This window comes from Pseudomonas parafulva (genome assembly GCF_002021815.1).
Lineage (GTDB): Bacteria > Pseudomonadota > Gammaproteobacteria > Pseudomonadales > Pseudomonadaceae > Aquipseudomonas > Aquipseudomonas parafulva_B.
On sequence record NZ_CP019952.1, the window covers coordinates 1,215,681 to 1,241,936 of the forward strand.

The 26,256-nt window shown below is 62.1% G+C and carries 24 protein-coding genes and 3 tRNA genes; 16 read left to right on the top strand and 11 right to left on the bottom strand.

Annotated features, from left to right (window positions below):
• Positions 1-30: 30 nt before the first annotated feature.
• Positions 31-486, bottom strand: coding sequence for a GNAT family N-acetyltransferase (locus tag B2J77_RS05410; RefSeq protein ID WP_078478129.1), 456 nt, complete (start codon positions 484-486; stop codon positions 31-33).
• 104 nt (positions 487-590) lie between these two features.
• Positions 591-1,922: a 30S ribosomal protein S12 methylthiotransferase RimO gene (gene rimO, locus B2J77_RS05415; RefSeq protein ID WP_058604326.1), complete on the bottom strand. Its 1,332-nt coding sequence runs from the start codon at positions 1,920-1,922 to the stop codon at positions 591-593.
• A 235-nt stretch (positions 1,923-2,157) separates the two neighbouring features.
• Here rimO and B2J77_RS05420 point away from each other — a divergent pair, with 235 nt between their 5' ends.
• Positions 2,158-4,068 (top strand): potassium transporter Kup, encoded by a 1,911-nt coding sequence (locus B2J77_RS05420; RefSeq protein ID WP_078478130.1) that lies wholly within the window; start codon positions 2,158-2,160, stop codon positions 4,066-4,068.
• 360 nt (positions 4,069-4,428) lie between these two features.
• Here B2J77_RS05420 and B2J77_RS05425 read toward each other — a convergent pair whose 3' ends face one another.
• The 5 genes from B2J77_RS05425 to B2J77_RS05445 all read right to left on the bottom strand — a co-directional run bounded on the left by B2J77_RS05425 (position 4,429) and on the right by B2J77_RS05445 (position 9,146).
• Positions 4,429-5,721 (bottom strand): virulence factor family protein, encoded by a 1,293-nt coding sequence (locus B2J77_RS05425; protein ID WP_058638512.1) that lies wholly within the window; start codon positions 5,719-5,721, stop codon positions 4,429-4,431.
• Positions 5,721-8,363 carry a bifunctional lysylphosphatidylglycerol flippase/synthetase MprF gene (gene mprF / locus B2J77_RS05430; protein WP_078478131.1) on the bottom strand — a complete coding sequence of 881 codons (2,643 nt, stop codon included), beginning with the start codon at positions 8,361-8,363 and terminating at the stop codon, positions 5,721-5,723. Before mprF ends, B2J77_RS05425 begins: the two co-directional genes overlap by 1 nt.
• Before the next feature lie 259 nt (positions 8,364-8,622).
• A tRNA-Met gene (locus B2J77_RS05435) sits at positions 8,623-8,699 on the bottom strand.
• Positions 8,700-8,858: 159 nt separating this feature from the next.
• Positions 8,859-8,935, bottom strand: a tRNA-Met gene (locus B2J77_RS05440).
• Positions 8,936-9,069: 134 nt separating this feature from the next.
• Positions 9,070-9,146, bottom strand: a tRNA-Met gene (locus B2J77_RS05445).
• Positions 9,147-9,361: 215 nt separating this feature from the next.
• Between B2J77_RS05445 and dinB the strand changes: the two genes are divergently transcribed.
• The gene (gene dinB / locus B2J77_RS05450; protein WP_372239215.1) at positions 9,362-10,420 is read left to right on the top strand and encodes a DNA polymerase IV; all 1,059 of its coding nucleotides are present in this window, start codon (positions 9,362-9,364) and stop codon (positions 10,418-10,420) included.
• 73 nt (positions 10,421-10,493) lie between these two features.
• Here dinB and B2J77_RS05455 read toward each other — a convergent pair whose 3' ends face one another.
• The 3 genes from B2J77_RS05455 to B2J77_RS05465 form a co-directional block, all read right to left on the bottom strand.
• Complete coding sequence (locus B2J77_RS05455) at positions 10,494-11,444, bottom strand: hypothetical protein (protein WP_058604321.1); 951 nt, start codon at positions 11,442-11,444, stop codon at positions 10,494-10,496.
• Positions 11,445-11,464: 20 nt separating this feature from the next.
• Positions 11,465-13,180, bottom strand: a complete 1,716-nt coding sequence (locus B2J77_RS05460) for a proline--tRNA ligase (RefSeq protein ID WP_058638510.1) — start codon at positions 13,178-13,180, stop codon at positions 11,465-11,467.
• A 337-nt stretch (positions 13,181-13,517) separates the two neighbouring features.
• Positions 13,518-14,789: an OprD family porin gene (locus tag B2J77_RS05465; protein WP_058604319.1), complete on the bottom strand. Its 1,272-nt coding sequence runs from the start codon at positions 14,787-14,789 to the stop codon at positions 13,518-13,520.
• Between the two features lie 587 nt (positions 14,790-15,376).
• Between B2J77_RS05465 and B2J77_RS05470 the strand changes: the two genes are divergently transcribed.
• Together B2J77_RS05470 and B2J77_RS05475 are read left to right on the top strand one after the other, a co-directional pair.
• Positions 15,377-15,808, top strand: coding sequence for an HIT domain-containing protein (locus B2J77_RS05470; protein WP_058638509.1), 432 nt, complete (start codon positions 15,377-15,379; stop codon positions 15,806-15,808).
• On the top strand, positions 15,798-16,004 hold the full coding sequence (locus B2J77_RS05475; protein WP_058638508.1) for a SlyX family protein: 207 nt from the start codon (positions 15,798-15,800) through the stop codon (positions 16,002-16,004). The genes B2J77_RS05470 and B2J77_RS05475 overlap by 11 nt, the downstream gene beginning before the upstream one ends.
• Before the next feature lie 78 nt (positions 16,005-16,082).
• Here B2J77_RS05475 and B2J77_RS21755 read toward each other — a convergent pair whose 3' ends face one another.
• A complete protein-coding gene (locus B2J77_RS21755) occupies positions 16,083-16,676 on the bottom strand; it encodes a cold shock domain-containing protein (protein ID WP_058638507.1) in 594 nt (197 codons plus the stop codon).
• A gap of 274 nt (positions 16,677-16,950) precedes the next feature.
• On the opposite strand from B2J77_RS21755, the gene B2J77_RS05485 reads away from it, so the two are divergent.
• From B2J77_RS05485 to tolA, 12 genes are all read left to right on the top strand, one after another.
• Complete coding sequence (locus B2J77_RS05485) at positions 16,951-17,424, top strand: Dps family protein (RefSeq protein ID WP_023536324.1); 474 nt, start codon at positions 16,951-16,953, stop codon at positions 17,422-17,424.
• Positions 17,425-17,562: 138 nt separating this feature from the next.
• On the top strand, positions 17,563-17,892 hold the full coding sequence (locus B2J77_RS05490; RefSeq protein WP_027914213.1) for a ribbon-helix-helix domain-containing protein: 330 nt from the start codon (positions 17,563-17,565) through the stop codon (positions 17,890-17,892).
• Positions 17,893-17,984: 92 nt separating this feature from the next.
• Positions 17,985-18,206: an FmdB family zinc ribbon protein gene (locus tag B2J77_RS05495; protein WP_023536249.1), complete on the top strand. Its 222-nt coding sequence runs from the start codon at positions 17,985-17,987 to the stop codon at positions 18,204-18,206.
• 93 nt (positions 18,207-18,299) lie between these two features.
• The gene (gene aspS, locus B2J77_RS05500) at positions 18,300-20,075 is read left to right on the top strand and encodes an aspartate--tRNA ligase (RefSeq protein WP_027914214.1); all 1,776 of its coding nucleotides are present in this window, start codon (positions 18,300-18,302) and stop codon (positions 20,073-20,075) included.
• 107 nt (positions 20,076-20,182) lie between these two features.
• Complete coding sequence (locus B2J77_RS05505) at positions 20,183-20,929, top strand: YebC/PmpR family DNA-binding transcriptional regulator (protein WP_058604316.1); 747 nt, start codon at positions 20,183-20,185, stop codon at positions 20,927-20,929.
• A gap of 159 nt (positions 20,930-21,088) precedes the next feature.
• Positions 21,089-21,613 (top strand): crossover junction endodeoxyribonuclease RuvC, encoded by a 525-nt coding sequence (gene ruvC, locus B2J77_RS05510; RefSeq protein ID WP_023536229.1) that lies wholly within the window; start codon positions 21,089-21,091, stop codon positions 21,611-21,613.
• Positions 21,614-21,721: 108 nt separating this feature from the next.
• A complete protein-coding gene (ruvA, locus tag B2J77_RS05515; protein WP_058604315.1) occupies positions 21,722-22,339 on the top strand; it encodes a Holliday junction branch migration protein RuvA in 618 nt (205 codons plus the stop codon).
• Entirely contained in the window at positions 22,336-23,382 is a 1,047-nt protein-coding gene (gene ruvB / locus B2J77_RS05520; RefSeq protein WP_023536242.1) for a Holliday junction branch migration DNA helicase RuvB, read from the top strand. Before ruvA ends, ruvB begins: the two co-directional genes overlap by 4 nt.
• Positions 23,383-23,506: 124 nt before the next feature.
• Positions 23,507-23,959 carry a tol-pal system-associated acyl-CoA thioesterase gene (gene ybgC / locus B2J77_RS05525; RefSeq protein WP_058604314.1) on the top strand — a complete coding sequence of 151 codons (453 nt, stop codon included), beginning with the start codon at positions 23,507-23,509 and terminating at the stop codon, positions 23,957-23,959.
• A gap of 2 nt (positions 23,960-23,961) precedes the next feature.
• Entirely contained in the window at positions 23,962-24,657 is a 696-nt protein-coding gene (tolQ, locus tag B2J77_RS05530) for a protein TolQ (protein ID WP_023536305.1), read from the top strand.
• A gap of 14 nt (positions 24,658-24,671) precedes the next feature.
• The gene (gene tolR / locus B2J77_RS05535) at positions 24,672-25,124 is read left to right on the top strand and encodes a protein TolR (protein ID WP_003254760.1); all 453 of its coding nucleotides are present in this window, start codon (positions 24,672-24,674) and stop codon (positions 25,122-25,124) included.
• The gene (gene tolA / locus B2J77_RS05540; RefSeq protein WP_058638505.1) at positions 25,124-26,245 is read left to right on the top strand and encodes a cell envelope integrity protein TolA; all 1,122 of its coding nucleotides are present in this window, start codon (positions 25,124-25,126) and stop codon (positions 26,243-26,245) included. Before tolR ends, tolA begins: the two co-directional genes overlap by 1 nt.
• Positions 26,246-26,256: the final 11 nt, after the last annotated feature.

Genomic DNA, 26,256 nt, shown 5'->3' on the forward strand with positions numbered 1-26,256 from the left:
CGCCGGGCGAGGGGCGGGAATCTGTGTCAATCAGGCCGTGCCGCGTCGGCGCATGTGCAGCAATGGATACGGCTGGCCCAGGCCGTCCTTGGGCGAACGGCCCACGATTTCGAAGCCCTGGTGCAGATAAAAGCCCAGCGCCTGGGTGTTCTGCTCGTTGACGTCGAGGGTCAGGGCGTCCAACGCCTGCACAGCATGCTGCAGCAGCTGTTTGCCGATACCCCGGCCATGCCATTGCGGGTCCACGAACAACATGTCGATGCGCCCGCCCGCCACACCCACAAAGCCCTGGATGCTGCGATCAGGCCCACGGGCACAGACCAGCATCACCGCGTCCAGGTAGCGCCGCAGCACCTTGTCGCGCAGCAGCACGATGTAGTATTCGGGCAGGAAAGCGTGCGTTGCACGTACCGCGTTTTCCCACACGCTGACCAGCTTGGGGTAGTCGCTGAGATGGGGCGTTTCCAGGGTCGAAAAGGTGCGCATCGGGTCCCTGCTCCAGTGGCCGTCAAACCAAGGATAGATGCTGGGGGAGGGCGCGACCCGGGGCGGGCCGCGCCACTGCGACAGGAGGCCGGCGTGGCGCCCTGTCAGATGGGCTCTGCCCACATGTCGTATTCGTCGGCGTCTACCACGCGGCAACGCACCTTGTCGCCAGGCTTGAAGCCATGGTTGCCATCGATGAAGACACTGCCGTCGATTTCTGGCGCGTCGAAGAAGCTGCGGCCCACCGAGCCTTGCTCTTCGACCTCATCGATGAGCACGTCGATTTCCTTGCCGATGCGCATCTGCAGGCGGGCGGCGCTGATGGCCTGCTGGTGGGCCATGAAGCGGTCCCAGCGATCCTGTTTGATGTCGTCCGGGACGTCGGCCAGGCCCAGGTCATTGGCCGGTGCACCTTCGACGGGCGAATACTGGAAGCAGCCCACGCGGTCGAGCTGGGCTTCGGTCAGCCAGTCCAGCAGGTACTGGAAGTCTTCCTCGGTTTCCCCTGGGAAGCCAACGATGAAGGTCGAACGAATGACCAGCTCCGGGCACTGCTCGCGCCACTGCTTGATGCGGGCCAGGGTCCGGTCTTCGAAGGCCGGGCGCTTCATCGACTTGAGCACCTTGGGGCTGGCGTGCTGGAACGGAATGTCCAGGTACGGCAGGATCTTGCCGGCAGCCATCAACGGGATCACGTCGTCTACATTGGGGTACGGATACACATAGTGCAGGCGCACCCACGCACCCAGGCTGCTCAGGGCCTCGCACAACTCGAGCATGCGGGTCTTGACCGGCCGGCCGTTCCAGAAGTCGGTCTTGTACTTGACGTCTACGCCGTAGGCGCTGGTGTCCTGGGAAATCACCAGAATTTCCTTGACCCCGGCCTTGACCAGGCGCTCGGCCTCGCTCAGCACCTCGCCCACCGGGCGGCTGACCAGTTTGCCACGCATCGACGGGATGATGCAGAAGCTGCAGCTGTGGTTGCAGCCTTCGGAAATCTTCAGGTAGGCATAGTGGCGCGGCGTGAGCTTGACCCCTTGCGGCGGCACCAGGTCGATCAGCGGGTTGTGGTCCTGACGCGGCGGCACCACTTCGTGCACGGCGTTGACCACCTGCTCGTACTGCTGCGGGCCGGTCACCGAAAGCACGCTTGGGTGCACATCGCGAATGCTGCCTTCCTCGACACCCATGCAGCCGGTGACGATCACCTTGCCGTTTTCCTTGATGGCTTCACCGATCACTTCGAGCGATTCGGCCTTGGCGCTGTCGATGAAACCGCAGGTGTTGACCACCACCACGTCGGCATCCTCGTACGTTGGCACGACTTCATAGCCTTCCATGCGCAACTGGGTCAGGATGCGCTCGGAATCGACCAGGGCTTTGGGGCAACCCAGGCTGACGAAACCGACCTTGGGGGTGGCGGGCGTGGTGGACATGACTAACCTCGGCATTGAATACAGGTCGCCCAGCGGTGATCGGGGGCGATCTTGACGGGCGCTTTTGGCGCCTCTGATCAAAAAGTGCGCAATTCTAGCGAGCGATGGGTCGATTGACCAGCACAAATACGACGAACGCTGCGCTATGCTTCGCGCCGTTACGCCAGGCCCGGATGGGCGACCTGGCATGCACGCTGACAACAGTGGCCGTGAGGGCCTTTTGCGGGAGTGGTCGATGGTTCAGGCAAGCAGTCACGCCGAGGGCGGGCACGCAGCGAAGCAGGGGGCGACCCGGTCGCTGGGCCTGCTGGTGGCGGCGGTCGGGGTGGTTTATGGCGATATCGGCACCAGCCCGCTGTATACCTTGAAGGAAGTGTTCACGGGCGGTTACGGGGTGCAGGTCAATCACGACGGTGTGCTGGGGATCCTGTCGTTGATCCTCTGGTCGCTGCTGTGGGTGGTGTCGTTCAAGTACGTGGTGTTCATCCTGCGTGCCGACAACCAGGGGGAGGGCGGCACCATGGCCCTGACCGCGCTGGCGCGGCGCGCCACGGCGGCGCATCCGCGCCTGCGGACCCTCATGGTGATCTGCGGCTTGATCGGTGCCTCGCTGTTCTATGGCGACAGCATGATCACCCCGGCCGTTTCGGTGCTCTCGGCCGTCGAGGGCCTGGGCCTGGCCTTCGATGGCATCGATCATTGGGTGGTCCCGGTGTCCCTGGTGGTGCTGGTGGCGCTGTTTCTGGTGCAGCGCCATGGCACTGAAAAGATCGGCAAGCTGTTCGGCCCGGTCATGGTCATCTGGTTCATGGTGCTGGCCGCGCTGGGGGGTCATGGCATCGCACAGACGCCTGAAGTGCTGCGCGCCTTCAACCCCGGTTGGGCAGTCAATTTCTTCATCGTCCACCCCGGCATGGGGGTGGCCATCCTCGGCGCGGTGGTGCTGGCGCTGACCGGTGCCGAAGCCCTATACGCCGACATGGGGCATTTTGGCCGCAAGCCGATCGCACGGGCCTGGTTCGCCCTGGTGCTGCCGGCACTGGTGCTCAACTACTTCGGCCAGGGCGCCATGCTGCTGCAAAACCCCGAGGCCGCGCGCAACCCGTTCTACCTGTTGGCCCCTAGCTGGGCCTTGCTGCCGCTGGTCGGCCTTGCCACGCTGGCCACCGTCATTGCGTCGCAGGCGGTGATCTCCGGCGCCTTCTCGCTCACCCGACAGGCCATCCAGCTGGGCTACATCCCGCGTATGCACATCCAGCACACCTCCAGTGACGAGCAAGGGCAAATCTACGTGGCGGCGGTCAACTGGACGTTGATGGTGGGCGTGGTGCTGCTGGTGATCGGCTTCGAGTCCTCGGGCGCCCTGGCGGCAGCCTATGGCGTGGCTGTCACCGGGACCATGTTGATGACGACCATTCTGGTGGCGGCGGTGATGTTGTTGCTGTGGAAGTGGCCACCGGTCCTGGCCGTGCCGCTCCTGCTCGGCTTCTTGTTCGTCGATGGGCTGTTCTTTGCCGCCAACGTTCCGAAGATCGTCCAGGGTGGAGCCTTCCCTGTGCTGGCGGGCGGTTTGCTGTTCCTGCTGATGAGCACCTGGAAACGTGGCAAGCAAATTCTCGTCGAACGTATAGACGAAGGGGCGCTGCCACTGCCGCTGTTCATCAGCAGTATCCGCATCCAGCCGCCGCATCGGGTGGAGGGCACGGCAGTGTTTCTCACCGCGCGCTCGGATGCCGTGCCCCATGCATTGCTGCACAACATGCTGCACAACCAGGTGCTGCATAGCCAGGTCGTGTTGCTGACGGTGCTCAGCGAAGATCGACCCCGCGTGCCTGAGCAGGAGCGCTTCGAGGTCGAGGCCTATGGCGATGGCTTCTTCAGGGTGGTGCTGCATTTCGGCTTCATGGATGAGCCGGACGTGCCGGCGGCGCTGAAACTCTGCCACCTGGACGAGCTGGACTTCACGCCCATGCGCACCACCTACTTCCTGAGCCGCGAAACCGTGATCGCGTCCAGGCTTGAAGGCATGTCGCGCTGGCGAGGCAACCTGTTCGCGTTTTTGCTGAAGAATGCCAACGGCAATTTGAGGTTCTTCAACCTGCCACTCAACCGGGTGATCGAGTTGGGGACTCAGGTTGAGATCTGAAACAGGGTAGGGGAGCGGCTGAGGGGATTCCCCTAGGGCCTGGTGATGTTTGCGGCGACGCGAGGGTACTGGGGCTGCTGCGCAGCTCATCGCGGCCGGTCCGGCGCCCCGGCGAGGCCGCCCCTACACTGACCGCATAACGCCTGAGTCAGGAGCTTCACAGGGCTTTGTAGGAGCGGCCCTCGTGCCGCGATGGGCCGCAGCGCGGCCCCGGCAATATGCGCTGCGAAGCTGAAATCTTGGGGCTGCTGTGCAGCTTATCGCGGCATGAGGTCATGCAGGGCGCTGGGTAACCCCTGATCCGCGCTATCAGTGCCGAGCGCTCGACCTGGCCCTTGCAAACTGTACGTCCAATAGCCCTCAGTTCTGCTCAGCCACACTCGACTTGCCCTGACGCGTCTCGATCTCATCGATCAGCCGCTTGGCCAAGGCCGGGTAGTTTTCATCGAAGTGGTGCCCGCCCGGTAGTTTCAGGCGTTCGCCCACGGCGGTCTTGTCGGTGCAACCGCTTTCGTCGCTTTCCTCCACCCCGTACACACACACCACTTTCGCAGCCGGCAGCTTGGCCATCTCAGGCCCGGTGGGTGCCTCTTGACCTTCCTTGCCCAGCCAGCCTTCGACTTCGATCTCGAAGCTGCCGCTGCGGGCAAAGGCCAGCAACATGACAGCGTCCACCCGTTGCTGGTCTTCCGCCGGCAGGCGGTTGTAGATGGCAGGCAGTACGTCTGCACCGAACGAGTACCCCGTCAGCACGAAACGCTTGGTCCCCCACTTCTGCCGGTAGTGATGCATCAGTTCGGACAGGTCGGCAGCGCTCTGCTCCGGTGTCTTGTGCTGCCAGTAGTAGCGCAGGGTATCGATGCCCACCACCGGATAGCCCAGCTTGGCCATCTCGCCGGCCACGTCGCGGTCCAGGTCGCGCCAGCCACCATCGCCGGACAAGAACAACGTGACGGTATCGGTGGTTTGACCGGCAGGTACCTCGACCACGGGGATCGCCAATGCGTTGCCATCCTGGCCCACCAAGGCCTGGGTCAGCTGTGCCTTGAGCACCTGCGGCAGGTGGATGTCATAGTCGCTGATGCTGGTTTCGGCATTGCTCTGGTCGCGCACGAAGGCCGCACTGGCATCGTCCGGGTTATCGTTCCACGCCACGCTCCAGTGGCCGTGGGGCGCGGTCTTGGGCAAGGGGGCCTGGCACCCTGGCTGCTCGACCGTAAAGCCCACGGAAATGGCCCGGGCCTTGTCGTCGTTCTGGCTGGCCAGCCAGCGCCAGGCTTGGGTGGCACCCGGGCCAATGCCGGCAACCAGGGTCGGTTTGCTCGGCAACTGGGCCAGGGCCGTGTCCATGGCTTGCTGCTGCTTGGTGCAATCACCGGCAGGCAGCACCACTTGCACCAATTGCGCCTCGGCCGCCTGGGCAAGGTCCAGCAGTTGCTTGTGGGTCAGGGCCTGGTCCTGCGGTACGCCGATCGCCACCCAGGCAGTAGGATGCACGCCTGGGGTGACGCGGGTGATGCTGGCATCGTTGATTTGAAGTTGTTCAAGCTGTGCATCCGGCGCCGGGCGCGTCCAGAACCAGAACGCCGTGGCGCCGGCCAGGGCGGCCAGCAGCAGGGTCAGCAACAGGTAAAGCCAAAAGCGTCGGGTCATCAGCGTTTCACCAATCCAGTCAAGCCACCGGCAATCAGGGCAGCAGTGTCGGCCAGAGCCACCAGCGGGTCGAGCCCGGCAGGCACGGCCATGTAGCGAGGTTCCCAGTCGGGCTGGAACTTGTCCTTGAACCGGCGCAGCCCCTGGAAGTTGTAGAGTTGCTCGCCACGGCGGAACACCATCGAGCCCAGGCGCTGGGTCAGGGGCGCACCGCGCCGTGGTTGTAGCCCCGAAAGCGGCACCATGCCCAGGCTGAAGCGGCCGTAGTCATGGCTTTTGTAGTGCAGGATCAAGCCGATCATCATGAACTCCATGGTCAGCTTGGGCGCCTGCGGGTGTGCGCGCATCAGGTCGAGGCTGGCTAACTCGTTGCTGTGGGTCTCGAGCAGGTTGGCAAAGGCCACAGGTTGGCCCTGGAAACGAATCAGGGCGATACGGAAATGTTGCAGATAATCCGGGCTGAAACGGCCCAGCGAAAAACCCTTTTCGCGAACGTTCTTGCCACTTAGCCATGCATTGGAAATTTCCTTGAGCTCAGCCAGCGGCGCATGGCCTGGCTCATGGATTTCCAGGCTCAGCCCGTCACGGCCGCCTCGATTCCACGTGTAGCGCAGGTCTTTCATCTCCTTGCCTTTGGCGTCGAGGTCGAAGCGGCGCAGGTCGACACGGGCTTCTTCACCCAGCTTCAAGGCGGTCAGGCCGATATCCATGTAGAACGGCAGGTTCTGCGCACGCACCTGGTAAAACACCGGTCGGGCGTGGTGCAGGTCGCACAGGTCGCGGAACTGCCAGATCATCTCGGCACGCTCCTGGGCCGGCCCGATCGGATCGTAGAGCGCTACCAGGCTGCGACCACGGCGGGCATACATCAGGAACGCGTTGTCCCTGGGATGGAACAGCAGCGCCTTGTCGCCGGTCAGGGCCAGGCCGCCATCGGGCTGGTCGGATGCCTGCAGAATGCGATGGGCACGTTGCAATTCGGCTTCATCGGGCAGGTGGATCACCGGCGGTGCAGTGCGCAGCAGCCAGGTCAGCGCCAGCGCTGCGAGCAGCAAGGCACTGCCCATCGCCGCACGCAGCCCACGGGGGGCATCGGCGTCCAGGGTGAACTGCCACCACAGCTGATGGCTGTAGGGCACATCCTGGTAGGCGAACAACAGCAGCCACACCGAGGCGCCCACCGCGCAGGCGCTGGCCACCAGGTACACCGGCGAAAACGGCAGCTCCATCAAACGGCTGGGCCGATAGAACGAGCGGCGGAACAAGGCCAGGAGCGCGGCGGTGAAGGTCAGCAGGCAGGCTTCTTCCCAGTCGAACCCCTTGAGCAGCGAGAGCAATGCACCCACCAGCAACAGCACCGTGGTCAGCAGCCACGCGGCCGACAGGCGCCGACGCAGGCCTTGGGCCAGCAGCAGGCACAGTACGCCGATCAGGCTGGCGCCGAAGTGGGAGGCATCGATCAGCCGATGGGGAATCAGAAAGCCCATGTGCTCAAGGCGGGTATCGATCTCGGGCGTGGCGCCGGAAAACAGCAGTACCACCCCGGAGAGAAATACCATGATGGCCAGGATAGGCGCTGCCAGCCCGGATGCAGCCTTCATGGCCTGCCGCGCGAACAGCAAGCGCCGGGCTTCGTTGGCCAGCAGCAGCACGCAGGCCAGCAGAAGCGGCAGCACCACATAGATGATGCGGTACAACAGCAACGCGGCCGCCAATGGCGCAGCGCCCAATTGATCGGCGAAGGCGGCCAGCAGGATGGCCTCGAACACACCAACGCCACCCGGTACATGGCTGAGCACGCCCGCGGCCAGCGCCAGGAGGTAGACCAGTACGAAGGCACCGAACGGGGGTGCTTCGGGCAGCAGCAGGTAGAGCACGGTAGCGGCGGCGGCGACGTCCAGTGCCGTGATCAGCAGCTGCAGGCCAGTAAGCCGGGCGCCGGGCAGTCGCAGCGTACGCCGACCCAGTTGCACCAGCAAGTTGTCAGGCACTGGCTGCTCGGCCAGCCGCTTGCGGTACAGGCCTACCGCCAACAGTGCGCAGGCGGCCAGGACGGCAACCGCGATGCCGGCCAGCAAGCCTTGCGGCAACCGCAGGGCAGCCGAGGCGGCGGGCAGATTGCTAAGGGTGGCCAATGCTGCGAGCGGTGGCAGTGCACAACCCAGTGAAAGGCTCGCGAAGACGGTCATGCGCGCGACCTCGCCCGCACCCACGCCTTGGCGTGCATACAGCCGGTAGCGCACCGAGCCGCCCGACAGCATGGACAGGCCGATGGCATTGCCGATGGCGAAGGCGCTAAAACCGCCCAGTATCAACGTTCGCGCAGGTAGCTTGACCCCCGCGTAGCGGCTGGCTGACCACTCGTAGCCCAGCAGAATCACGAATCCGATCACGGTCGCCAGCAGCGCGCCAAGCAGTGACTGCACCGGCACTTCGAGCATGGCATCGTGCAAGGCATAGATGTCCAGCTCGCTCAGCAGGTGGCGGCAGGCGATCAAGGCCATGGTGAACAGCACCAGCGTCACCGCCAGCCCGATCGGCTGACGATAGCGGCTTATCCGTTCAAGCAAGGGCAGGCGCTGCACGGCTCCGGGCAACGCTGTGGCCAGCGGCACCGTAGGTTCAGGGTTCTGAGCGGTCATGAATTACCCCGGGCGTCAGGCACGAGGTGAAGAAGAGGCGCGGCCAAGTGAAAGTCCCTTTGGAAAACGTATCCAATATTACTCCGGCCATGGGCGCATAACAGCCCGGCAGGGGTTAAAGATAGTTCATCCACGCAAGGGCAGCGCCAGCCGCTAATCGGGGGTGCGCCAAGGCATGCAGGCATCGCTTGCAAGTAAGGGAGGTAGAAACGAAAAACCCCGCGCGTATCGCTACGTGCGGGGTTTGTTCTGACGAATATGGTTGCGGGAGCCGGATTTGAACCGACGACCTTCGGGTTATGAGCCCGACGAGCTACCAGACTGCTCCATCCCGCGTCAGAGGTGCGCATTCTACAGCGAACGACTTTGATGTCAAGCGTTTAGGGAATCTTGTGGCCAGCGCTTGAACAGAACAGGGCGCATCTTGGTAACCCTGGTGCCGTGAAACAGGCAAAGAAAAAGGCCACTGCGTTAACAGTGGCCTTTTCTTGAACTTGGTTGCGGGAGCCGGATTTGAACCGACGACCTTCGGGTTATGAGCCCGACGAGCTACCAGACTGCTCCATCCCGCGTCTGTGGGGCGGATTCTACAGTCTTAGCAGGTGGTGTCAAGTGCTACTCATTGATTTAACGAGGTTTTTTCGAATTGCTTTGCACGCGCGCAAAGAAAAAGGCCACTGCGTTAACAGTGGCCTTTTCTCGAATCTGGTTGCGGGAGCCGGATTTGAACCGACGACCTTCGGGTTATGAGCCCGACGAGCTACCAGGCTGCTCCATCCCGCGCCTGTGAGATCGAATTCTACGGATTTGTTTCCCCGTGTCAAGCAAATAGTGTGAAAAGCCCTTTTTGTTCAGACCTTTAGCCTTGTAGCACGCGGGCTGGGGTAGCGCGCCTACGGTGAACGCCGGCGCTGTCTAACCTATGTCCATGCTGTTTGAACACCAAACCATGCGCTATTATCTGTATGAATTTACAGTGCCTATGGTCATCCATGTCCCTGCGCAAGATCATTCACGTCGACTGCGACTGCTTTTATGCTGCCATCGAAATGCGCGACGACCCTCGTCTTGCAGGTCGCCCCATGGCAGTGGGCGGGTCGGCCGAAAGGCGTGGGGTCATCGCCACATGCAATTATGAAGCGCGTGCCTACGGGGTGCGTTCCGCGATGTCGTCCCGTCACGCCCTCAAGTTGTGCCCGGACCTGTTGATCGTTAAGCCGCGCTTCGAGGCTTACCGTGAGGCTTCTCGAGAGATACATGCCATCTTTCGTGACTACACCGACCTGATCGAGCCGCTGTCCTTGGACGAGGCCTACCTGGATGTCAGTGAAAGCCAATGGTATGCCGGCAGCGCTACACGCATCGCCGAGGACATCCGTCGGCGCGTGGCCCGTACCCTGCATATCACCGTCTCGGCCGGGGTGGCGCCCAACAAGTTTCTTGCCAAGATCGCCAGCGACTGGCGAAAGCCCAATGGCCTGTTCGTGATCAGGCCTGATGAAATAGAAGCGTTCGTGGCGACGCTGCCGGTCACCCGTCTGCACGGTGTGGGCAAGGTCACAGCAGATAAGCTGACCCGCCTGGGGATCGAGACCTGCTCGCAGTTGCGTGAATGGTCTCGCCTGGCGCTGGTGCGAGAGTTCGGCACCTTTGGCGAGCGGTTGTGGGGACTGGCGCGTGGTATCGATGATCGCGTGGTTCAAAACGACAGCCGGCGGCAGTCGGTCAGCGTCGAGAATACCTACGACACCGACCTGCCGGATTTGCCCAGTTGCCTGGCACGGTTGCCGGAATTGCTGCAGAGCCTGAACGAGCGCATCGAGCGGATGGACAGCACCTACCGGCCGGAAAAGCCTTTCGTCAAGGTCAAGTTCCATGACTTTACCCAGACCACCCTTGAGCAAGCAGGCGCCGGCAGGGACTTGGACAGTTACCGGCAGCTGGTGGCGCAAGCGTTCGCGCGCGGTGGTAAACCTGTGCGATTGCTAGGTGTAGGGGTGAGATTGCGGGACTTGCGCGGTGCGCATGAACAGCTGGAGCTTTTCCCGCCGCTATAGCTCGCAAGAAAAGTGCTCAGTTGCCCGCGTTGAGACCCTCACGGGTCCAGCGCGGGTCAGCCACAGGCGGGCGTCAATGCCCTGGATCAGCCACCAGTCGGCCAGTGGCCTTGGTCAGGGACTGCAAGAACTCCTGTTGCAACTCGGGATCGTTGCGCGTCAGCTCGATCAGGCTCTGCTCCAACTCACTGGCTTCCTCCTCGAGGCCCAGCTCGGACAGCCGCTTGACTCGGTGCACCCACTGGCTCACCTCATCATCTTCGAGGTCGTCGAAAATCAGCTCGTGAGCTTCGCGCAACTTGTTGCGCAGCGTGGCGCTGATCAACAAACTGGCGTCACCGCGCACGGCGTTGTCCTCATCGACCACTTGCAGATGCAAGGTGCCGACATGGTTGAGGTTCTGCTCCGAGAAGGGGCTGTCGAGCAGGTTCAGGCGCAGGATGCCCGCACGGTCGGTGGTCAGCTCATAAGTGTTCTTGCCGGCCTTGACCTCCACCAGGCGCTCGCTCCACGGCATGCTCGTGGCCTCTTCGCGCTTGGCTTTCTGCACTTCGCTGATACCTGCCAGGTTCTGCTGGGCGCGGCCGTTGGAAGGCACGTTCATGAACGGATTAAGGCCGTCCACGCCATAACTGAGCCAATCGTGGGTAATGCTCTGGGGCAGGTTGCCCAAGGCGAAGACGTTGACCACGTTGGCACCCACGCCTGCTACAACCGCCACGGCACCCAGCGGAATCTCGTAGATTTCCCGCCAGGGTTGGTAAGGCGTGTAGCGGTCGTAGTGGCGCGTCACCTCGAACTCGGTGACCTCGAAACGCTTCTGCTCATGTACGCGTACACGTCGTTGCGGCAGCTCCATCACCTTCGGCTCGCCAACGTCGATCTGCAGGGTGTGTTCGAGCAGTTTGCGCTCGACGCGCTCCTCGTGGTCGCTGCGCTGGGGCATCTGGTTGGCGCAGCCGCTGACGAGCAGGGCGCCGCACAGTGCGGCGCCCTTGAGCTTATAGGTACTTCGCTTGGACATGATCACTCGTGCATTGATTATCAGCGGCGAACGCGGGCCTGCAGGAAGGTCAGCACTTCTTCGAGTGGCAACACCTGGGCATCCTGCTCGGTACGGTGTTTGTATTCCAGGTTGCCATCGGCCAGGCTGCGATCACTGACGACGATGCGATGCGGAATGCCGATCAGCTCCATGTCGGCAAACTTGATGCCGGGGCTGGTCTTCTTGTCGCGGTCGTCGAGCAGTACTTCGTAACCTGCCGCCGTCAGCTCGGCATACAGCTTGTCGGTCGCTTCGCGAACCACGTCGGTTTCATAGCGCAGGGGTACCAGGGCAATCTGGAAGGGCGCCAGGGCGTCGTTCCAGATGATGCCTTTCTCATCGTGGTTCTGCTCGATGGCAGCTGCTACCACGCGGGACACGCCGATGCCATAGCAGCCCATGGACAGCATGACCGGCTTGCCGTTTTCGCCCAGAACCTGGCACTTGAGGGCTTCGCTGTACTTGGTACCCAGCTGGAAGATGTGACCCACCTCGATGCCACGCTTGATGACCAGGGTACCCTGGCCATCCGGGCTCGGGTCGCCTTCGACCACGTTGCGCAGGTCGGCCACCTGGGGCACTGGCAAGTCACGCTCCCAGTTGACCCCGAAATAGTGCTTGTCGTCGATATTGGCACCGATACCGAAGTCGCTCATCAGGGCGACCGAACGGTCGATCACGCACTCGAGCGGCAGGTTCAGCGGGCCCAGCGAGCCTGCCCCAGCACCGATGGCCTCGCGCAGTTCGGCATCGGTGGCCATGACCAGGGGGTCCGCCACCTGTTCCAGCTTGGCGGCCTTGATTTCGTTGAGCTCGTGATCGCCGCGCACGATCAGGGCGACCAGCTTGCCTTCCTCGGCGCCGCGTACAATCAAGGTCTTGACGGTCTTTTCGATCGGCAGACCGAATTTTTCGACCAGCTGGGCGATGGTCTTGGCATCGGGCGTATCGACCAGGCGCAGCTCTTCGGTTGGGGCAGGGCGCACGGTCTCGCGCGGCACGGCCTCGGCCTTTTCGATGTTGGCAGCATAGTCGGAGCTATCGCTGAAGATCACATCGTCCTCACCGGACTGCGCCAGGACGTGGAATTCATGGGAGTAGCTGCCACCAATGGAACCGGTGTCGGCCTGCACCGGACGGAAATCCAGCCCTAGGCGGGTGAACACATTGGTGTACGCCTGGTGCATGCGGTCATAGGTTTCCTGAAGGGAAGCCTGGTCGGCATGGAAGGAGTAGGCGTCTTTCATGATGAACTCGCGACCACGCATCAGGCCGAAGCGCGGGCGGATTTCATCGCGGAATTTGGTTTGAATCTGGTACATGTTCAACGGCAGCTGCTTGTAGCTCGACAGCTCGTTGCGCGCCAGGTCGGTGATGACCTCTTCGTGGGTTGGGCCCACGCAGAAATCGCGCTGATGCCGGTCCTTGACCCGCAGCAGCTCGGGGCCGTACTGCTCCCAGCGGCCGGACTCCTGCCACAGTTCGGCAGGCTGGATGCTGGGCATGAGCACTTCAAGGGCACCGGCGGCGTTCATTTCCTCGCGCACCACGTTCTCGACCTTGCGCATTACCCGCAGGCCCATCGGCAGCCAGGTGTATAGGCCCGAAGCCAGTTTGCGGATCATGCCGGCACGCAGCATGAGCTGATGGCTGATGACCACTGCGTCGGCAGGGGTTTCTTTTTGGGTGGCGAGCAAATATTGACTGGTGCGCATGGTTAGCCGTGTCGATTGCCTAAGACGTTGAAATAGCCCCGCATTGTACGGGGGTGAAGCCAAGGCGTACAGGATGCCCCAGGGCGTCCTGCTTGTCAGCCAAGAAAAAGCCCGGCACGGTCGCCGTAAGGCTGTTCACTCAATACCGCTGGGGCCGTTTCACGGCCCATCGCGGCACAAGGCCGCTCCTACAAGCCCTGTGAGTACCCCAACTAGGGCATCACGCGGTCAGTGTGGGAGCGGCCTTGTGCCGCGATGGGCTGCGAAGCGGCCCTAAGTGAACTGCATTACGGCGCGGTGGCCGGGCTTTTCAGGTGCGCAGCGTTGCAAGCCAGGCTTACAGGATGCTCAGCGGGTACTCCACGATCAGGCGCAGCTCGTCCAGCGATGGGGAGCCGTAGTAGACGCCATCGGAAGAACGGTAGGTGGCTTGACGAACGCGGAAGCTCAGGTCCTTGGCAGGGCCCTCTTGCATCACGTACTTGATGTCGATGTCGCGTTCCCATTCCTTGCCGTTGCTGGTGGTGCCGGTGTCGGCGCCGCTGCCACGCACGTAGCGGGTCATGAAGCTCAGGCCTGGAATGCCGTACTCGGCGAAGTTCAGGTCGTAGCGAGCCTGCCAGGACTTCTCGCCTTCGGCGTTGAAGTCGGAACGGGCCACGGAGTTGGCCAGGAACACGGTGCCGCCACCGTCGACGCCGTAGCCATAGTCGCCGTCGCCGGTCACTTTCTGGTAGGCCAGGGTGAAGGTATGGGCGCCGATGTTGTACGCACCGGACAGGCTGAACGCACGGTTGTCGAGCTTGGTCACGCCGTCTTTTTCGGCGCGCTGCAGGCCTTGGCCGTCGCTCTTGGTGTCATAGAAGTTGAAGTCGAACACCAGGCCTTGCTTGTCCGACAGCGGCAGCGCCCAGTTGACGTTGGCGTAGTATTTGCGCCAGTAGTCTTCGACCTTGGAGTAGTACAGGCTGGTGGACAGGCTGTCGGTGAAGGCATAGGTGCCGCCGAATACGTCGGCTTCTTTCAGGCGCAGGCTGTCACGGTTGGTCTGTTCCTGACCGGTCAGGCTGGTGAAGCGACCCGCGTGCAGGGTCAGGCCCTTGATGTCGTTGCTGGTCAGCAACGCGCCCTGGGCGATTTCCGGCAGCAGGCGGCTGTCGTCGGTGGCGAACACTGGCAGGGCAGTGAACTGGTCGCCGACTTTCAGTACGGTGTCGGAGATACGGAATTTAACCGCGCCGCCACCCTTGGAGTAGTCATCCTGTGCACGGCCGTCCGAGCCGTTCGGGAACAGGCCGGTGCCAGCACGGCCCTTGCCGCTGTCCAGTTTCAGGCCGAGCATACCAATGGCGTCGATACCCACGCCCACGGTGCCCTGGGTGAAGCCCGACTCATAAGTACCCACGAAGCCGAGGCCGGTTTCTTCACGGCGGCTCTGGCCGCCTTCGTTGTTGCGGAAATCACGGCTGAAATACAGCATGCGAGTTTTGACGCTCAGCTTGCTGTCTTCAATGAAACCTTTGGACTCATCCTGCGAAGAGGCCAGTGCCATCTGCGAGGACCCCGCCGAAACGGCCAGGGCGATCATGCTCCACTTCATCACGCGCATCGTGACTTGCTCCTTTGGTTTTTTTAGGAAGAGTACCGCTGCATCCAGGTGTTCTAGTTATAGGGTGCAGCTCTTTCTTGTTATGTCGGCGAAAATGTATAGCACGCTGAAGGTCGTTGGCGATATGGCGTAAAGCACTCTTGATGGAACTTTTTGGCCGTGTCGCTGTCGGGCAATTCAGCGTCGCATCCGAGGGTGGTGACGCCCGGTGTGCAGGTGTTTCAGAGAGCATGCCGACTTGGGGTGAAGGCAATGCAACAAGCGTGCTCAACTTGGGCTGGCATTGATGAATTTTTCACAAAATTTTCAGGAATTCGTTTCAACCGCCGTAAACACGGGGGTTGGTCGCACTGCACCTCAAGCCCGCCCGGCCGGGCTATTCAGTTGGCTAGCTTGCTATCAAAGTCAATGTGTTACCGCAACATGTTAATGCGGTGTCAATTGTGGTGGGCTAGGGAGTCAGTTGACGTGGCGAAGCACCTTATTGGTGCGAAAAGTAGCGCTGTGTTACCGCAATTGCGCAAGGTATCCTTGCTGCCGTTTTTACCGCCACCCGTGCGGGTCGCTTTGCCTGAAGGAGGTACGCCGTGTTCGTTCTTGATCCACGCTTGCAGCAGGACACTTGGGTGCTGGGCGATTTCGCCCTGTGCCAGTTGCTGCTGAGCCGAGATGCCAACTACCCCTGGTTCATCCTGGTGCCCCGCCGTGCCGAGGTCAGCGAACTGTTCGACCTGAGCCTGGATGACCAGCACCTGCTCTGGCAGGAAACCACGCAGCTTGCCGAGGCGCTCAAGCGCAGCTACGGGGCTGACAAGATGAACGTGGCGACGCTGGGCAATGTGGTCAGCCAAATGCACATGCACGTGATCGTTCGCCAGCTCGATGATGTGGCCTGGCCTGCACCGGTCTGGGGCAAATGCCCGGCCGTGGCCTATACCGACGCACAAGTACAGGCGATACGCGCCCGCGTACGAAATCTACACCTCGAAGGTTTCCAGGAGGCCGCCGATGTCGCTTGAGCCGAGAATGATCGAGCTGGAAACGCGCCAGGCATTCCAGGACGACACCCTGCAGGCGCTCAACGATGTGGTGGTCGAGCAAGGGCGCGTGATCGAGCGGCTGCAGTTGCAGATGGCCGAGTTGATCAAACGTTACGAAGAGATAGCAGGTCAGTATGGCAGCGAGGGTGAAGAGGCGCCGCCGCCTCACTATTGATCATCTGGTCCTCAGGCCTGTCGCACCCATGGGCGAAGCGACAGGCCTGGTTTCAACGTGTTGAAGCCTGCTCGCCTGTCAGCGGCGCGTGACGGGGACCACATCCTCGGCCTGCAGGCCCTTGTCGCGGTGCATGACCGAGAACTCGACGCGTTGACCCTCTACCAGGACGCGATGGCCCTCGCCGCGGATGGCGCGAAAGTGCACGAAGATGTCATCGCCTGAGTCCCTGGAAATGAACCCGAACCCCTTGGACGTATTGAACCACTTGACCGTGCCCATATCTCGGTTGCCGGCCTCCGTCAGTGGCTGTTGGCTGCTGCGTACCTTGCGCGTGCCCTGGGCAAAGCCTGCGCCCAGGTGCAGGACCACGGCCAGAGCGGCGCACACCAGCGCCGCGAGGTTGCCAAGCTCCGGTCGAGCCAGCACGGTAAGGGTCTGCAGCACCACGGCCACCACCAGCAGGGCGCAGGCCAGGTATTGCAGCTGCTGCCTGGCACCTCGGTAGTACAGCGGCAGGACAGGCGCCAGGATCAGGTTGAGCAAGCCGAACAGGGCCAGGTAGACCGCGTCGGGTTGTTGCAGGAAAGGCGTTGCCTCGGTTTTAAGACTGGGTATGAACGCTAGCAGCAAGGCTGCCGCGCCTGTCACCAGGTGGACGATCTTGAACATGGGATTGGCTCACATTGATTGAAGCTGATCACGGGAAGAGCTGACGGCCCGGTGCGCATGAAGTGTTGGCGCGAACACGTGGCCTTCAGCCTATGCATTCGGCAATTGCAGTCCGCACGAATGGCACGCTGCCTATTTAACCGTAAACCTGCAGGCTACTCAAACTGCACCCGGCGCCCTGTGCCTGCGGCCACCTGACAGAGGCGCGGCGCTCAGAGTGTTGCTAAAGTGGTCGGCACCCGCTTGGGTTTCACGTTTTCCGGAGGGGAGCATCATGGCAATCGATATCGGCATCAGTGAAGAAGATCGCAAGTCCATCGTCGATGGGCTTTCCCGCCTGCTTTCAGATACCTACGTGCTGTATCTGAAAACCCACAACTTCCATTGGAACGTCACCGGGCCCTCGTTCCGTACGCTGCACCTGATGTTCGAGGAGCAGTACAACGAGCTGGCGCTGGCGGTGGACGCCATTGCCGAGCGCATCCGCGCCCTGGGGTTCCCGGCGCCTGGGTCCTACGCGTTCTACGCCAAGCACTCTTCGATCAAGGAAGAGGAGGGGGTTCCCCCAGCCGACGAGATGATCCGGCAACTGGTGCAAGGGCAGGAAGCGGTAGTGCGCACCGCCCGCAGTATCTTCCCAGCGGTTGACAAGGTCAGCGATGAACCCACCGCCGATCTGCTGACCCAGCGCATGCAGGTCCACGAAAAGACTGCATGGATGCTGCGCGTGTTGCTCGACGAGAAATAGCCGGACCGTGCCGGCAGGCCTGCCCAGGGTGACTGGGCAGGCCTGCCGGTTTCTGTGCGGGAAGGGTTTGCCGCTGCTCTGCACTGGCGCGTTCGGCGCTTGATACACCCCTTGGTTCAATCATCAGGAGGTGTGCAGATGGCTCAGTCTGGCAAGCGGACGGCAGGTCAGGGGCGCTGGCCCGGCAAACAATGCGTCGACCCATTCACGGCAGATTTCGACATGTTGCAGACCCAGCCTGTTTCCCGCTCGGTGCGGCTCAATGGTTTTTCCACCTGTCTGCGCCTTGAAGCCGTGTATTGGGGTATCCTCGAGCGCATTGCCGCTGCCAACCAGTGCTCGGTCAGTGCGGTGTTGTCCTACGTCGACCGTGAGGTGCACCTGCGCCAGGGGGGCGTGCGCAACTTCAGCGGGCTGATACGGGTGATCTGCGTTGCCTGGTTGCAGCAGCCACCGACGTCGCACTGATTGCCCGGCGGGCTGCGCAGCGCTGGTTAACCATATATAATCCCGCCTTTTGCTGCCCAGGCAGCCAGCGTTATGGTTGACGAGAGACATCCATGCCCCTTTACGACTATCAATGTGCGTCCTGCGAGCACCGTATGGAAGTGCTGCAGAAAATCAGCGCCGCGCCGCTCACCGATTGCCCGGCCTGCCAGGCGCCGGCGATGAAGAAACTGCTGTCGGTACCCGGCTTTCGCCTGAGCGGTAACGGCTGGTACGAAACCGACTTCAAGACCGGTGCGAAAAAGAATCTGGCAGGCGGCGACAAGGCCGACTGAGTTGAATGCTATGACCGGGTCTTGCAGTATTAGCCCTCCGGGCGGCCAAGGCCTCCATCGAATACACGAATCACGAGAAGCGAAACCACCATCATGATGCGCAGCCATTATTGCGGCCAACTGAACGAGAGCCTGGACGGCCAGGAAGTCACCCTTTGCGGCTGGGTCCATCGTCGCCGGGACCACGGCGGGGTGATCTTCCTCGACATCCGTGACCGCGAGGGCATGGCCCAGGTCGTTTTCGATCCGGATCGCGCCGACACCTTCGCCGCAGCAGACCGTGTGCGCAGCGAGTATGTCGTGCAGATCACCGGCAAGGTCCGCCGTCGCCCGGAAGGTGCGGTGAACAGCAACATGGCCTCCGGTGCCATCGAAATCCTCGGCTACCAGCTCAATGTGCTGAACGAAGCCGAAACCCCGCCGTTCCCGCTGAACGAATACTCCGACGTTGGTGAAGAAACGCGTCTGCGCTACCGCTTCATCGACCTGCGTCGCCCTGAGATGGCCGACAAGCTGCGCCTGCGTTCGCGCATCACCAGCAGCATTCGACGCTTTCTCGACGAAAACGGCTTCCTCGACGTGGAAACGCCGATCCTGACCCGCGCCACCCCTGAAGGCGCGCGCGACTACCTGGTGCCAAGCCGTACCCACGCCGGTAGCTTCTTCGCCCTGCCGCAGTCGCCGCAGCTGTTCAAGCAGTTGCTGATGGTCGCCGGTTTCGATCGTTACTACCAGATTGCCAAGTGCTTCCGCGACGAAGACCTGCGTGCCGATCGCCAGCCGGAATTCACCCAGATCGACATCGAGACCAGCTTCCTGGACGAGTCCGAGATCATGGGCCTGACCGAGAGCATGATCCGCAAGCTGTTCAAGGAAGTGCTGGACCTGGAATTCGGCGAATTCCCGCACATGACCTTCGAGGAAGCCATGCGTCGCTATGGCTCCGACAAGCCAGACCTGCGCATCCCGCTGGAGCTGGTTGACGTCGCCGACCAGCTCAAGGACGTGGACTTCAAGGTATTCGCCGGCCCCGCCAACGATCCTAAATGCCGCGTCACCGCGCTGCGCCTGCCAGGCGGCGCCAGCATGCCGCGCAGCAAGATCGACGAATACACCAAGTTCGTCGGCATCTACGGTGCCCGTGGCCTTGCCTACATCAAGGTCAACGAGCGTGCCAAGGGCGTTGAAGGTCTGCAGTCGCCGATCGTCAAGAACATCCCCGAGGCCAATCTCAACACCATCCTCGACCGCGTGGGCGCCGTTGACGGCGACATCGTGTTCTTCGGTGCCGACAAGTTCAAGGTGGTCAGCGAAGCGCTGGGCGCCCTGCGTATTCGTCTGGGTCACGACTTCGAACTGTTCACCTGCGAGTGGGCGCCGATGTGGGTCGTCGATTTCCCCATGTTCGAAGAAAACGAAGACGGCAGCTTCACCGCGCTGCACCACCCGTTCACCGCGCCCAAGTGCACGCCCGAGGAACTGGAAGCCAACCCGGCCACGGCCCTGTCCCGTGCCTATGACATGGTGCTCAACGGCACCGAACTCGGTGGCGGCTCGATCCGTATCCACCGCAAGGAAATGCAGCAGGCCGTGTTCCGCCTGCTGGGTATCGAGGCGGCGGAACAGGAAGAGAAGTTCGGCTTCCTGCTCGATGCCCTGAAGTTCGGTGCACCGCCTCACGGTGGCCTGGCCTTCGGCCTGGATCGCCTGGTCATGCTGATGACCGGCGCCCAGTCGATTCGTGAAGTGATTGCCTTCCCGAAAACCCAGAGCGCCGCGTGTGTCATGACCCAGGCGCCGGGCATGGTCGATGCCAAGGCATTGCGTGAGCTGCACATCCGTCTGCGCGAGCAGACCAAGGTCGAGTAATCGGCCCGGGCGCAGCCGGCGGTTGCGCCCACGCGCTTTGGCGCAGTCTTTCCACGTTCCGCCCTTCGGGGCGGAACCTGTTTCTGTTACACGGATCGGGAGTCGTTATGGCGGGTCATTCCAAGTGGGCGAACATCAAGCACCGCAAAGAGCGCCAGGATGCCAAGAGGGGCAAGGTATTCACCAAGTGGATCCGCGAGCTGACAGTCGCTGCCAAGCAAGGCGGCCCGGACCCTGCCTCCAACCCGCGCCTGCGCCTGGCGCTGGACAAGGCCCTGGGCGCCAACATGAGCCGCGATATCATCGATCGCGCAGTGGCCCGTGGCGCCGGCACGAACGAAAGCGACAACGTCGAAGAGCTCACCTATGAAGGTTACGGGCCGGGCGGTGTAGCGATCATGGTCGAGGCCATGACCGATAACCGCAACCGCACAGCTGCAGCCGTGCGCCATGCCTTTACCAAGTGCGGGGGCAACCTGGGCACCGATGGCTCGGTCGCCTACCTGTTCGAGCGCAAGGGGCAGATCAGTTTTGCACCGGGCCTGGAGGAGGATGCCTTGATGGAGGCGGCGATGGAGGCCGATGCCGACGACGTGGTGGCCCACGAGGACGGCTCGTTTGACGTGTTCACCTCGTTCAACAGCTTCTACGCCGTGCGCAATGCCTTGGAAGAGGCCGGTTTCAAGGCGGCCGACGCCGAAATCGTGATGCAGCCGACCACCAGCGCCGAACTTGATCAGGAGGGCGCCGAGAAGGTACTCAAGCTGATCGACATGCTCGAAGACCTGGACGACGTACAGAACGTCTACTCCAATGCGCAGATTTCCGACGAGATCATGGAAAACCTCGGCTGAGGGCTTTCCGGCGCGCCATACTGACGCTTCCGGGCGTCGTACAGGCCCTTTCGCAGGGCACCCGTGGTACAGGTGGCGACACATGCGACCTGGCCAGGGGGTTGATCTGCGAAAGGGCCTGTACTGTTTGCACACCGCTTCACTTCAACGACAGGCGCTATGACTCTGATTCTAGGTATCGACCCCGGCTCGCGCATCACAGGTTATGGCGTCGTCCGCCAGACCGCACGTGGTTGCGAGTACGTGGCCTCAGGCTGCATCCGCACAGGCAGTGGTGAACTGCACGAGCGCTTGCAGATCGTGTTTCGGGGGGTCAGCGAAGTCATCGGCCAGCACGGCCCGGTGACCATGGGCATCGAGCGGGTGTTCATGGCCCGCAACGCCGATTCCGCCCTCAAACTGGGACAAGCCCGAGGCGCGGCCATCGTCGCCGCGGCTGAAGCAGGCTTGGAAATCGCCGAGTACAGCGCCACTCAGGTCAAGCAGGCGGTGGCCGGTACCGGCGGGGCGAACAAGGACCAGGTGATGATGATGGTCATGCACCTGCTCAAGCTGACCCAGAAGCCCCAGATCGATGCTTCCGACGCGCTGGCCATCGCCTTGTGCCATGCCCACACCCGTTCGAGTCTGGTGCCCCATGGGCTGTCGACGGCGCGTCGGCGCGGTGGGCGCTTGCGTCTGTAAGCGCTTCATGCGCTGATACACATTTTGTGCAGGTGGAGCGTCCGCCTGCCGTATTTGCTGATAGGGTTGAGCGGCCATCGAGCAGCTCCCCGTGAAAAGGATCGAAACGTGATCGGACGTTTGCGCGGCACCCTGGCGGAAAAGCAGCCGCCGCACCTCATCATCGACGTCAATGGCGTGGGCTACGAACTGGAAGTCCCCATGACGACGCTTTATCGCCTGCCCAAGGTCGGCGAACCGGTGACAGTGCACACACACCTTGTGGTGCGCGAAGACGCCCACCTGCTCTATGGCTTTGCCGAAAAGCGCGAGCGCGAATTGTTCCGCGAACTCATTCGGCTCAACGGTGTAGGCCCCAAGCTGGCCCTGGCACTGATGTCCGGGCTCGAGATCGATGAGCTGGTGCGCTGCGTGCAAGCCCAGGACGCCTCGGTGTTGGTACGCGTACCCGGCGTAGGCAAAAAAACAGCAGAGCGCCTGCTGGTCGAGCTCAAGGACCGCTTCAAGGCCTGGGAAACGTCACCGGCCATGTTCACGCTGGTGTCCGATGGCCCACTGCCGGCCGCCAGCGAGTCCAGCGCCGAGGCGGATGCGGTCAGCGCCCTGGTATCCCTGGGCTACAAGCCTCAGGAAGCGAGCAAGGCCATCGGCGCGATCAAGGACAAGTCGGGGCTTTCCAGTGAAGAGCTGATTCGTCGCAGCCTCAAGGGGATGATTACCAAGTGATCGAAGCCGACCGCCTGATCGCTGCCAGTGGCCGCGACCGCGAAGAAGTCCAGGATCGCGCCATCCGGCCATTGCGGCTGGAGGAGTACATCGGCCAGCCCGTGGTGCGCGAGCAGATGGCGTTGTTCATCCAGGCGGCGCGTGGGCGCAGCGAGTCGCTCGACCACACCCTGATCTTCGGGCCGCCAGGCCTGGGCAAGACCACCCTGGCCAACATCATCGCCCACGAAATGGGGGTGTCGGTCAAAAGCACCTCGGGGCCGATTCTCGAGCGCCCTGGCGACTTGGCCGCCATGCTGACCAACCTTGAGCCTCATGACGTGCTCTTCATCGATGAGATCCACCGGCTGTCGCCGGTCGTCGAAGAAGTGCTCTACCCAGCCATGGAAGACTTTCAGCTCGACATCATGATCGGCGAAGGCCCGGCGGCCCGCTCGATCAAGCTCGACCTGCCACCTTTCACACTGGTCGGGGCCACGACGCGCGCCGGCATGCTCACCAACCCGCTGCGCGATCGTTTCGGTATCGTGCAGCGGCTGGAGTTCTACAGCGACAAGGACCTGGCCACCATCGTCAGCCGTTCGGCCAACATCCTGGGGCTGGTCATCGAGGACCTCGGTGCCTACGAGATCGCACGCCGTGCCCGTGGCACGCCGCGCATTGCCAACCGCTTGCTGCGGCGGGTACGCGACTACGCCGAGGTGCGCGGCAAAGGCCAGATCACCAAGGCCGTGGCCGACATGGCGCTCAACCTGCTGGACGTCGATGAGCGCGGCTTCGACCATTCCGACAGGCGCCTGCTGCTGACCATGATCGAGAAGTTCGACGGTGGCCCGGTCGGTGTCGACAACCTTGCCGCCGCCATCAGCGAAGAGCGTCACACCATCGAGGACGTGCTCGAGCCCTATCTCATCCAGCAGGGCTACATCATGCGCACCCCCCGTGGCCGTGTGGTGACTCGGCACGCCTACCTGCACTTCGGCCTGAATGTTCCCGGGCGGTTGGGGGAGGGCGCGGATTTTTCCGAGCCGGGTGATGAATGACAGATCGAAACACGCTTTTCGTGGTCCTACCGCTGGCATGCAGCGGGGGCGTTGGCACCTGGACATGAATGTTGAAAAACAGTTGCCAGAGCGGATTGGCAAGCCGAGGAGTAAGCACTAGAGTATGCGCGCGCAAAAAGGCCTGGAACCGTTCACACACCGTTGTCGCGTCTATTACGAAGATACCGATGCCGGTGGCGTGGTGTATTACGTCAACTACCTGAAATTCATGGAGCGCGCGCGCACCGAACGCTTGCGGCACCTGGGCTTTTCCCAGTCGCAACTGGCTGACGACAACCTGCTGTTCGTGGTCCATTCCAGCGAAGCGCGCTACCACGCGCCGGCGCGGCTGGACGATGAATTGCGGGTGACCGCGCACGTACTTGAACTCAATCGCGCCAGCTTGCACTTCGTGCAGCAAGTGTGGCGGGAAAGGGACGACACGCTGCTCTGCGAAGGGCGGTTCCTGATAGCCGCTGTGCGCGCCGACACTTTCAAACCCCGAGCCATACCTCCCCAGCTGCGCGACGCCTTTGCGGCAGACGGCTCGGGTAATCAATCGAATGCAGGAGAATAAGCGTGGAAGCTAACGTCGTCGACCATACCTCCATGTGGAGTCTGGTCAGTAACGCCAGCGTCGTGGTGCAGCTGGTGATGCTGACCCTGGTGGCCGCCTCGGTCACCTCGTGGATCATGATTTTCCAGCGCAGCACCATGCTGCGCGCCGGTCGTCGTGCGCTCGATGCTTTCGAGGAGCGCTTCTGGTCGGGTATCGACCTGTCCAAGCTGTACCGCCAGGCCGGTAGCAACCCGGACCCGGACTCGGGTGTGGAGCAGGTCTTCCGTGCAGGCTTCAAGGAATTTTCCCGCCTGCGCCAGCAACCCGGCGTTGACCCGGATGCCGTGATGGAAGGGGTTGGCCGTGCCATGCGCGTTGCCATTTCCCGCGAAGAAGAAAAGCTCGAGCAAAGTTTGCCGTTCCTGGCGACCGTGGGTTCGACCAGCCCCTATATCGGCCTGTTCGGTACCGTATGGGGCATCATGAACTCCTTCCGCGGCCTGGCCAGCGCCCAGCAAGCCACGCTCGCCACCGTTGCACCGGGCATCGCCGAGGCGTTGATCGCCACGGCCATTGGCCTGTTCGCGGCCATCCCGGCGGTGATTGCGTACAACCGCTTCGCGGCCCGCAGCGAGACGCTGATCGGCCGTTACTACACCTTCGCCGACGAATTCCAGGCGATCCTGCACCGCAAAGTGCACACCAGCGAAGAGTAATCAGGTAGAAGCCCATGGCCCGAGTTCGCCACAAACGCAAGCCCGTCGCCGAGATGAACGTGGTGCCCTACATCGACGTGATGCTGGTGCTGCTGGTCATCTTCATGGTGACGGCGCCCATGCTCAACCAGGGCGTGAAGGTCGACCTGCCCAAGGTTTCCAGCGAAGCCTTGCCGCAGGACAACAACGTCCAGATCCTTACCATTTCCATCAAGGCCGACAAGACCTACTACTGGAACCTTGGCAGCGAAGTCGATACCGACAAGCAGATGGACAAGGCCATGACCCTGCCGGCCATGACCGACGCCGTCACCAAGATCATCGCGGCCGGCCGCGACCAGGGCAAGCAGACCCAGGTATTCATCCGCGGCGACAAGGCGGTGGACTACGGCGCGGTCATGGGCGCCATGGGCGGGCTGCAGAAAGCCGGTGTCGGTAACGTCGGCCTGATTACCGAGGCGCCCTGATGCAACAGCGCGAGCCCTCTGCCTCGGAAAGCTACTTCTGGCCCAGTATCTGGGCCATCGGCCTGCATGTGCTGGTATTCGGCATGCTGTTCGTAAGCTTTGCCATGACGCCCGAACTGCCGCCGTCCAAGCCGATCGTTCAGGCTACGCTGTATCAGCTCAAGTCCAAGAGCCAGGCCACCACTCAGACCAATCAGAAGATTGCCGGGGAAGCCAAGAAAACCGCTTCGCGCCAGACCGAGGTCGAGCAGCTTGAGCAGAAGAAGGTCGAGCAGGAAGCGGTGAAAGCTGCGGAACAAAAGAAAGCCGACGCTGCTCAAAAGGCCCAGGAGGCACGCGAGGCAGCCGAGGCCAAGAAAGCCGAGGACGCCGCCAAGGCCGCTGAAGCTGCCAAAGCCGCCGAGGCCAAGAAAGCGGCTGAAGCCAAGAAGGCCGATGAGGCAAAGAAAGCGGCCGAGAAACAGCAGGCTGACATCGCCAAGAAGAAGGCCGAGGAAGAAGCGAAGAAAAAAGCCGAAGAAGAGGCCAAGAAACAGGCCGCTGAAGAGGCGAAGAAGCAAGCTGCCGAGGAGGCCAAGAAGAAGGCCGCCGAGGATGCGAAGAAAAAAGCGGCCGAAGACGCCAAGAAGAAGGCGGCAGCGGCCGAAGAAGCGAAGAAGAAGGCAGCCGAAGACGCCAAGAAGAAGGCCGCGGCCGATGCTCAGAAGAAAAAGGCACAGGAAGCGGCTCGCAAGGCGGCTGAAGACAAGAAGGCACAGGCCCTGGCCGAGCTCTTGTCCGACACCACCGAGCGGCAGCAGGCGCTGGCCGATGAGCAGGGTGACCAAGTGGCCGGCGACTTCGACGACTTGATCCGCATGCGCGCGGCAGAAGGCTGGGCTCGCCCGCCATCGGCGCGTAAAGGCATGACGGTGGTACTGCAGATCAGCATGTTGCCCGATGGCACCATCACCAGCGTCAGTGTGGCCCGGTCAAGCGGTGACGGCCCCTACGACAGCTCGGCGGTGGCAGCGGTGAAAAACATCGGTCGCCTGACTGAAATGCAGGGCATGAAGCCGAGCGATTTCAACCAATATCGCTCGTTCAAGATGACATTTACACCTGAGGATCTAGCGTTGTGATTAAACGTCTG

Bases quoted from the DNA above. Each gene is read 5' to 3' on its own strand.
- B2J77_RS05420 (WP_078478130.1), top strand. From the start codon at position 2,158: ATGGTTCAGGCAAGCAGTCACGCCGAGGGCGGGCACGCAGCGAAGCAG.
- rimO (WP_058604326.1), bottom strand. From the start codon at position 1,922: ATGTCCACCACGCCCGCCACCCCCAAGGTCGGTTTCGTCAGCCTGGGT.
- B2J77_RS21755 (WP_058638507.1), bottom strand. From the start codon at position 16,676: ATGTTCAAGATCGTCCACCTGGTGACAGGCGCGGCAGCCTTGCTGCTA.
- B2J77_RS05495 (WP_023536249.1), top strand. From the start codon at position 17,985: ATGCCCCTTTACGACTATCAATGTGCGTCCTGCGAGCACCGTATGGAA.
- mprF (WP_078478131.1), bottom strand. From the start codon at position 8,363: ATGACCGCTCAGAACCCTGAACCTACGGTGCCGCTGGCCACAGCGTTG.
- ruvC (WP_023536229.1), top strand. From the start codon at position 21,089: ATGACTCTGATTCTAGGTATCGACCCCGGCTCGCGCATCACAGGTTAT.
- B2J77_RS05505 (WP_058604316.1), top strand. From the start codon at position 20,183: ATGGCGGGTCATTCCAAGTGGGCGAACATCAAGCACCGCAAAGAGCGC.
- B2J77_RS05455 (WP_058604321.1), bottom strand. From the start codon at position 11,444: ATGTCCAAGCGAAGTACCTATAAGCTCAAGGGCGCCGCACTGTGCGGC.
- tolA (WP_058638505.1), top strand. From the start codon at position 25,124: ATGCAACAGCGCGAGCCCTCTGCCTCGGAAAGCTACTTCTGGCCCAGT.
- B2J77_RS05490 (WP_027914213.1), top strand. From the start codon at position 17,563: ATGGCTCAGTCTGGCAAGCGGACGGCAGGTCAGGGGCGCTGGCCCGGC.
- B2J77_RS05460 (WP_058638510.1), bottom strand. From the start codon at position 13,180: ATGCGCACCAGTCAATATTTGCTCGCCACCCAAAAAGAAACCCCTGCC.
- ybgC (WP_058604314.1), top strand. From the start codon at position 23,507: ATGCGCGCGCAAAAAGGCCTGGAACCGTTCACACACCGTTGTCGCGTC.
- B2J77_RS05475 (WP_058638508.1), top strand. From the start codon at position 15,798: ATGTCGCTTGAGCCGAGAATGATCGAGCTGGAAACGCGCCAGGCATTC.
- B2J77_RS05410 (WP_078478129.1), bottom strand. From the start codon at position 486: ATGCGCACCTTTTCGACCCTGGAAACGCCCCATCTCAGCGACTACCCC.
- tolR (WP_003254760.1), top strand. From the start codon at position 24,672: ATGGCCCGAGTTCGCCACAAACGCAAGCCCGTCGCCGAGATGAACGTG.
- B2J77_RS05465 (WP_058604319.1), bottom strand. From the start codon at position 14,789: ATGCGCGTGATGAAGTGGAGCATGATCGCCCTGGCCGTTTCGGCGGGG.
- B2J77_RS05425 (WP_058638512.1), bottom strand. From the start codon at position 5,721: ATGACCCGACGCTTTTGGCTTTACCTGTTGCTGACCCTGCTGCTGGCC.
- B2J77_RS05485 (WP_023536324.1), top strand. From the start codon at position 16,951: ATGGCAATCGATATCGGCATCAGTGAAGAAGATCGCAAGTCCATCGTC.
- aspS (WP_027914214.1), top strand. From the start codon at position 18,300: ATGATGCGCAGCCATTATTGCGGCCAACTGAACGAGAGCCTGGACGGC.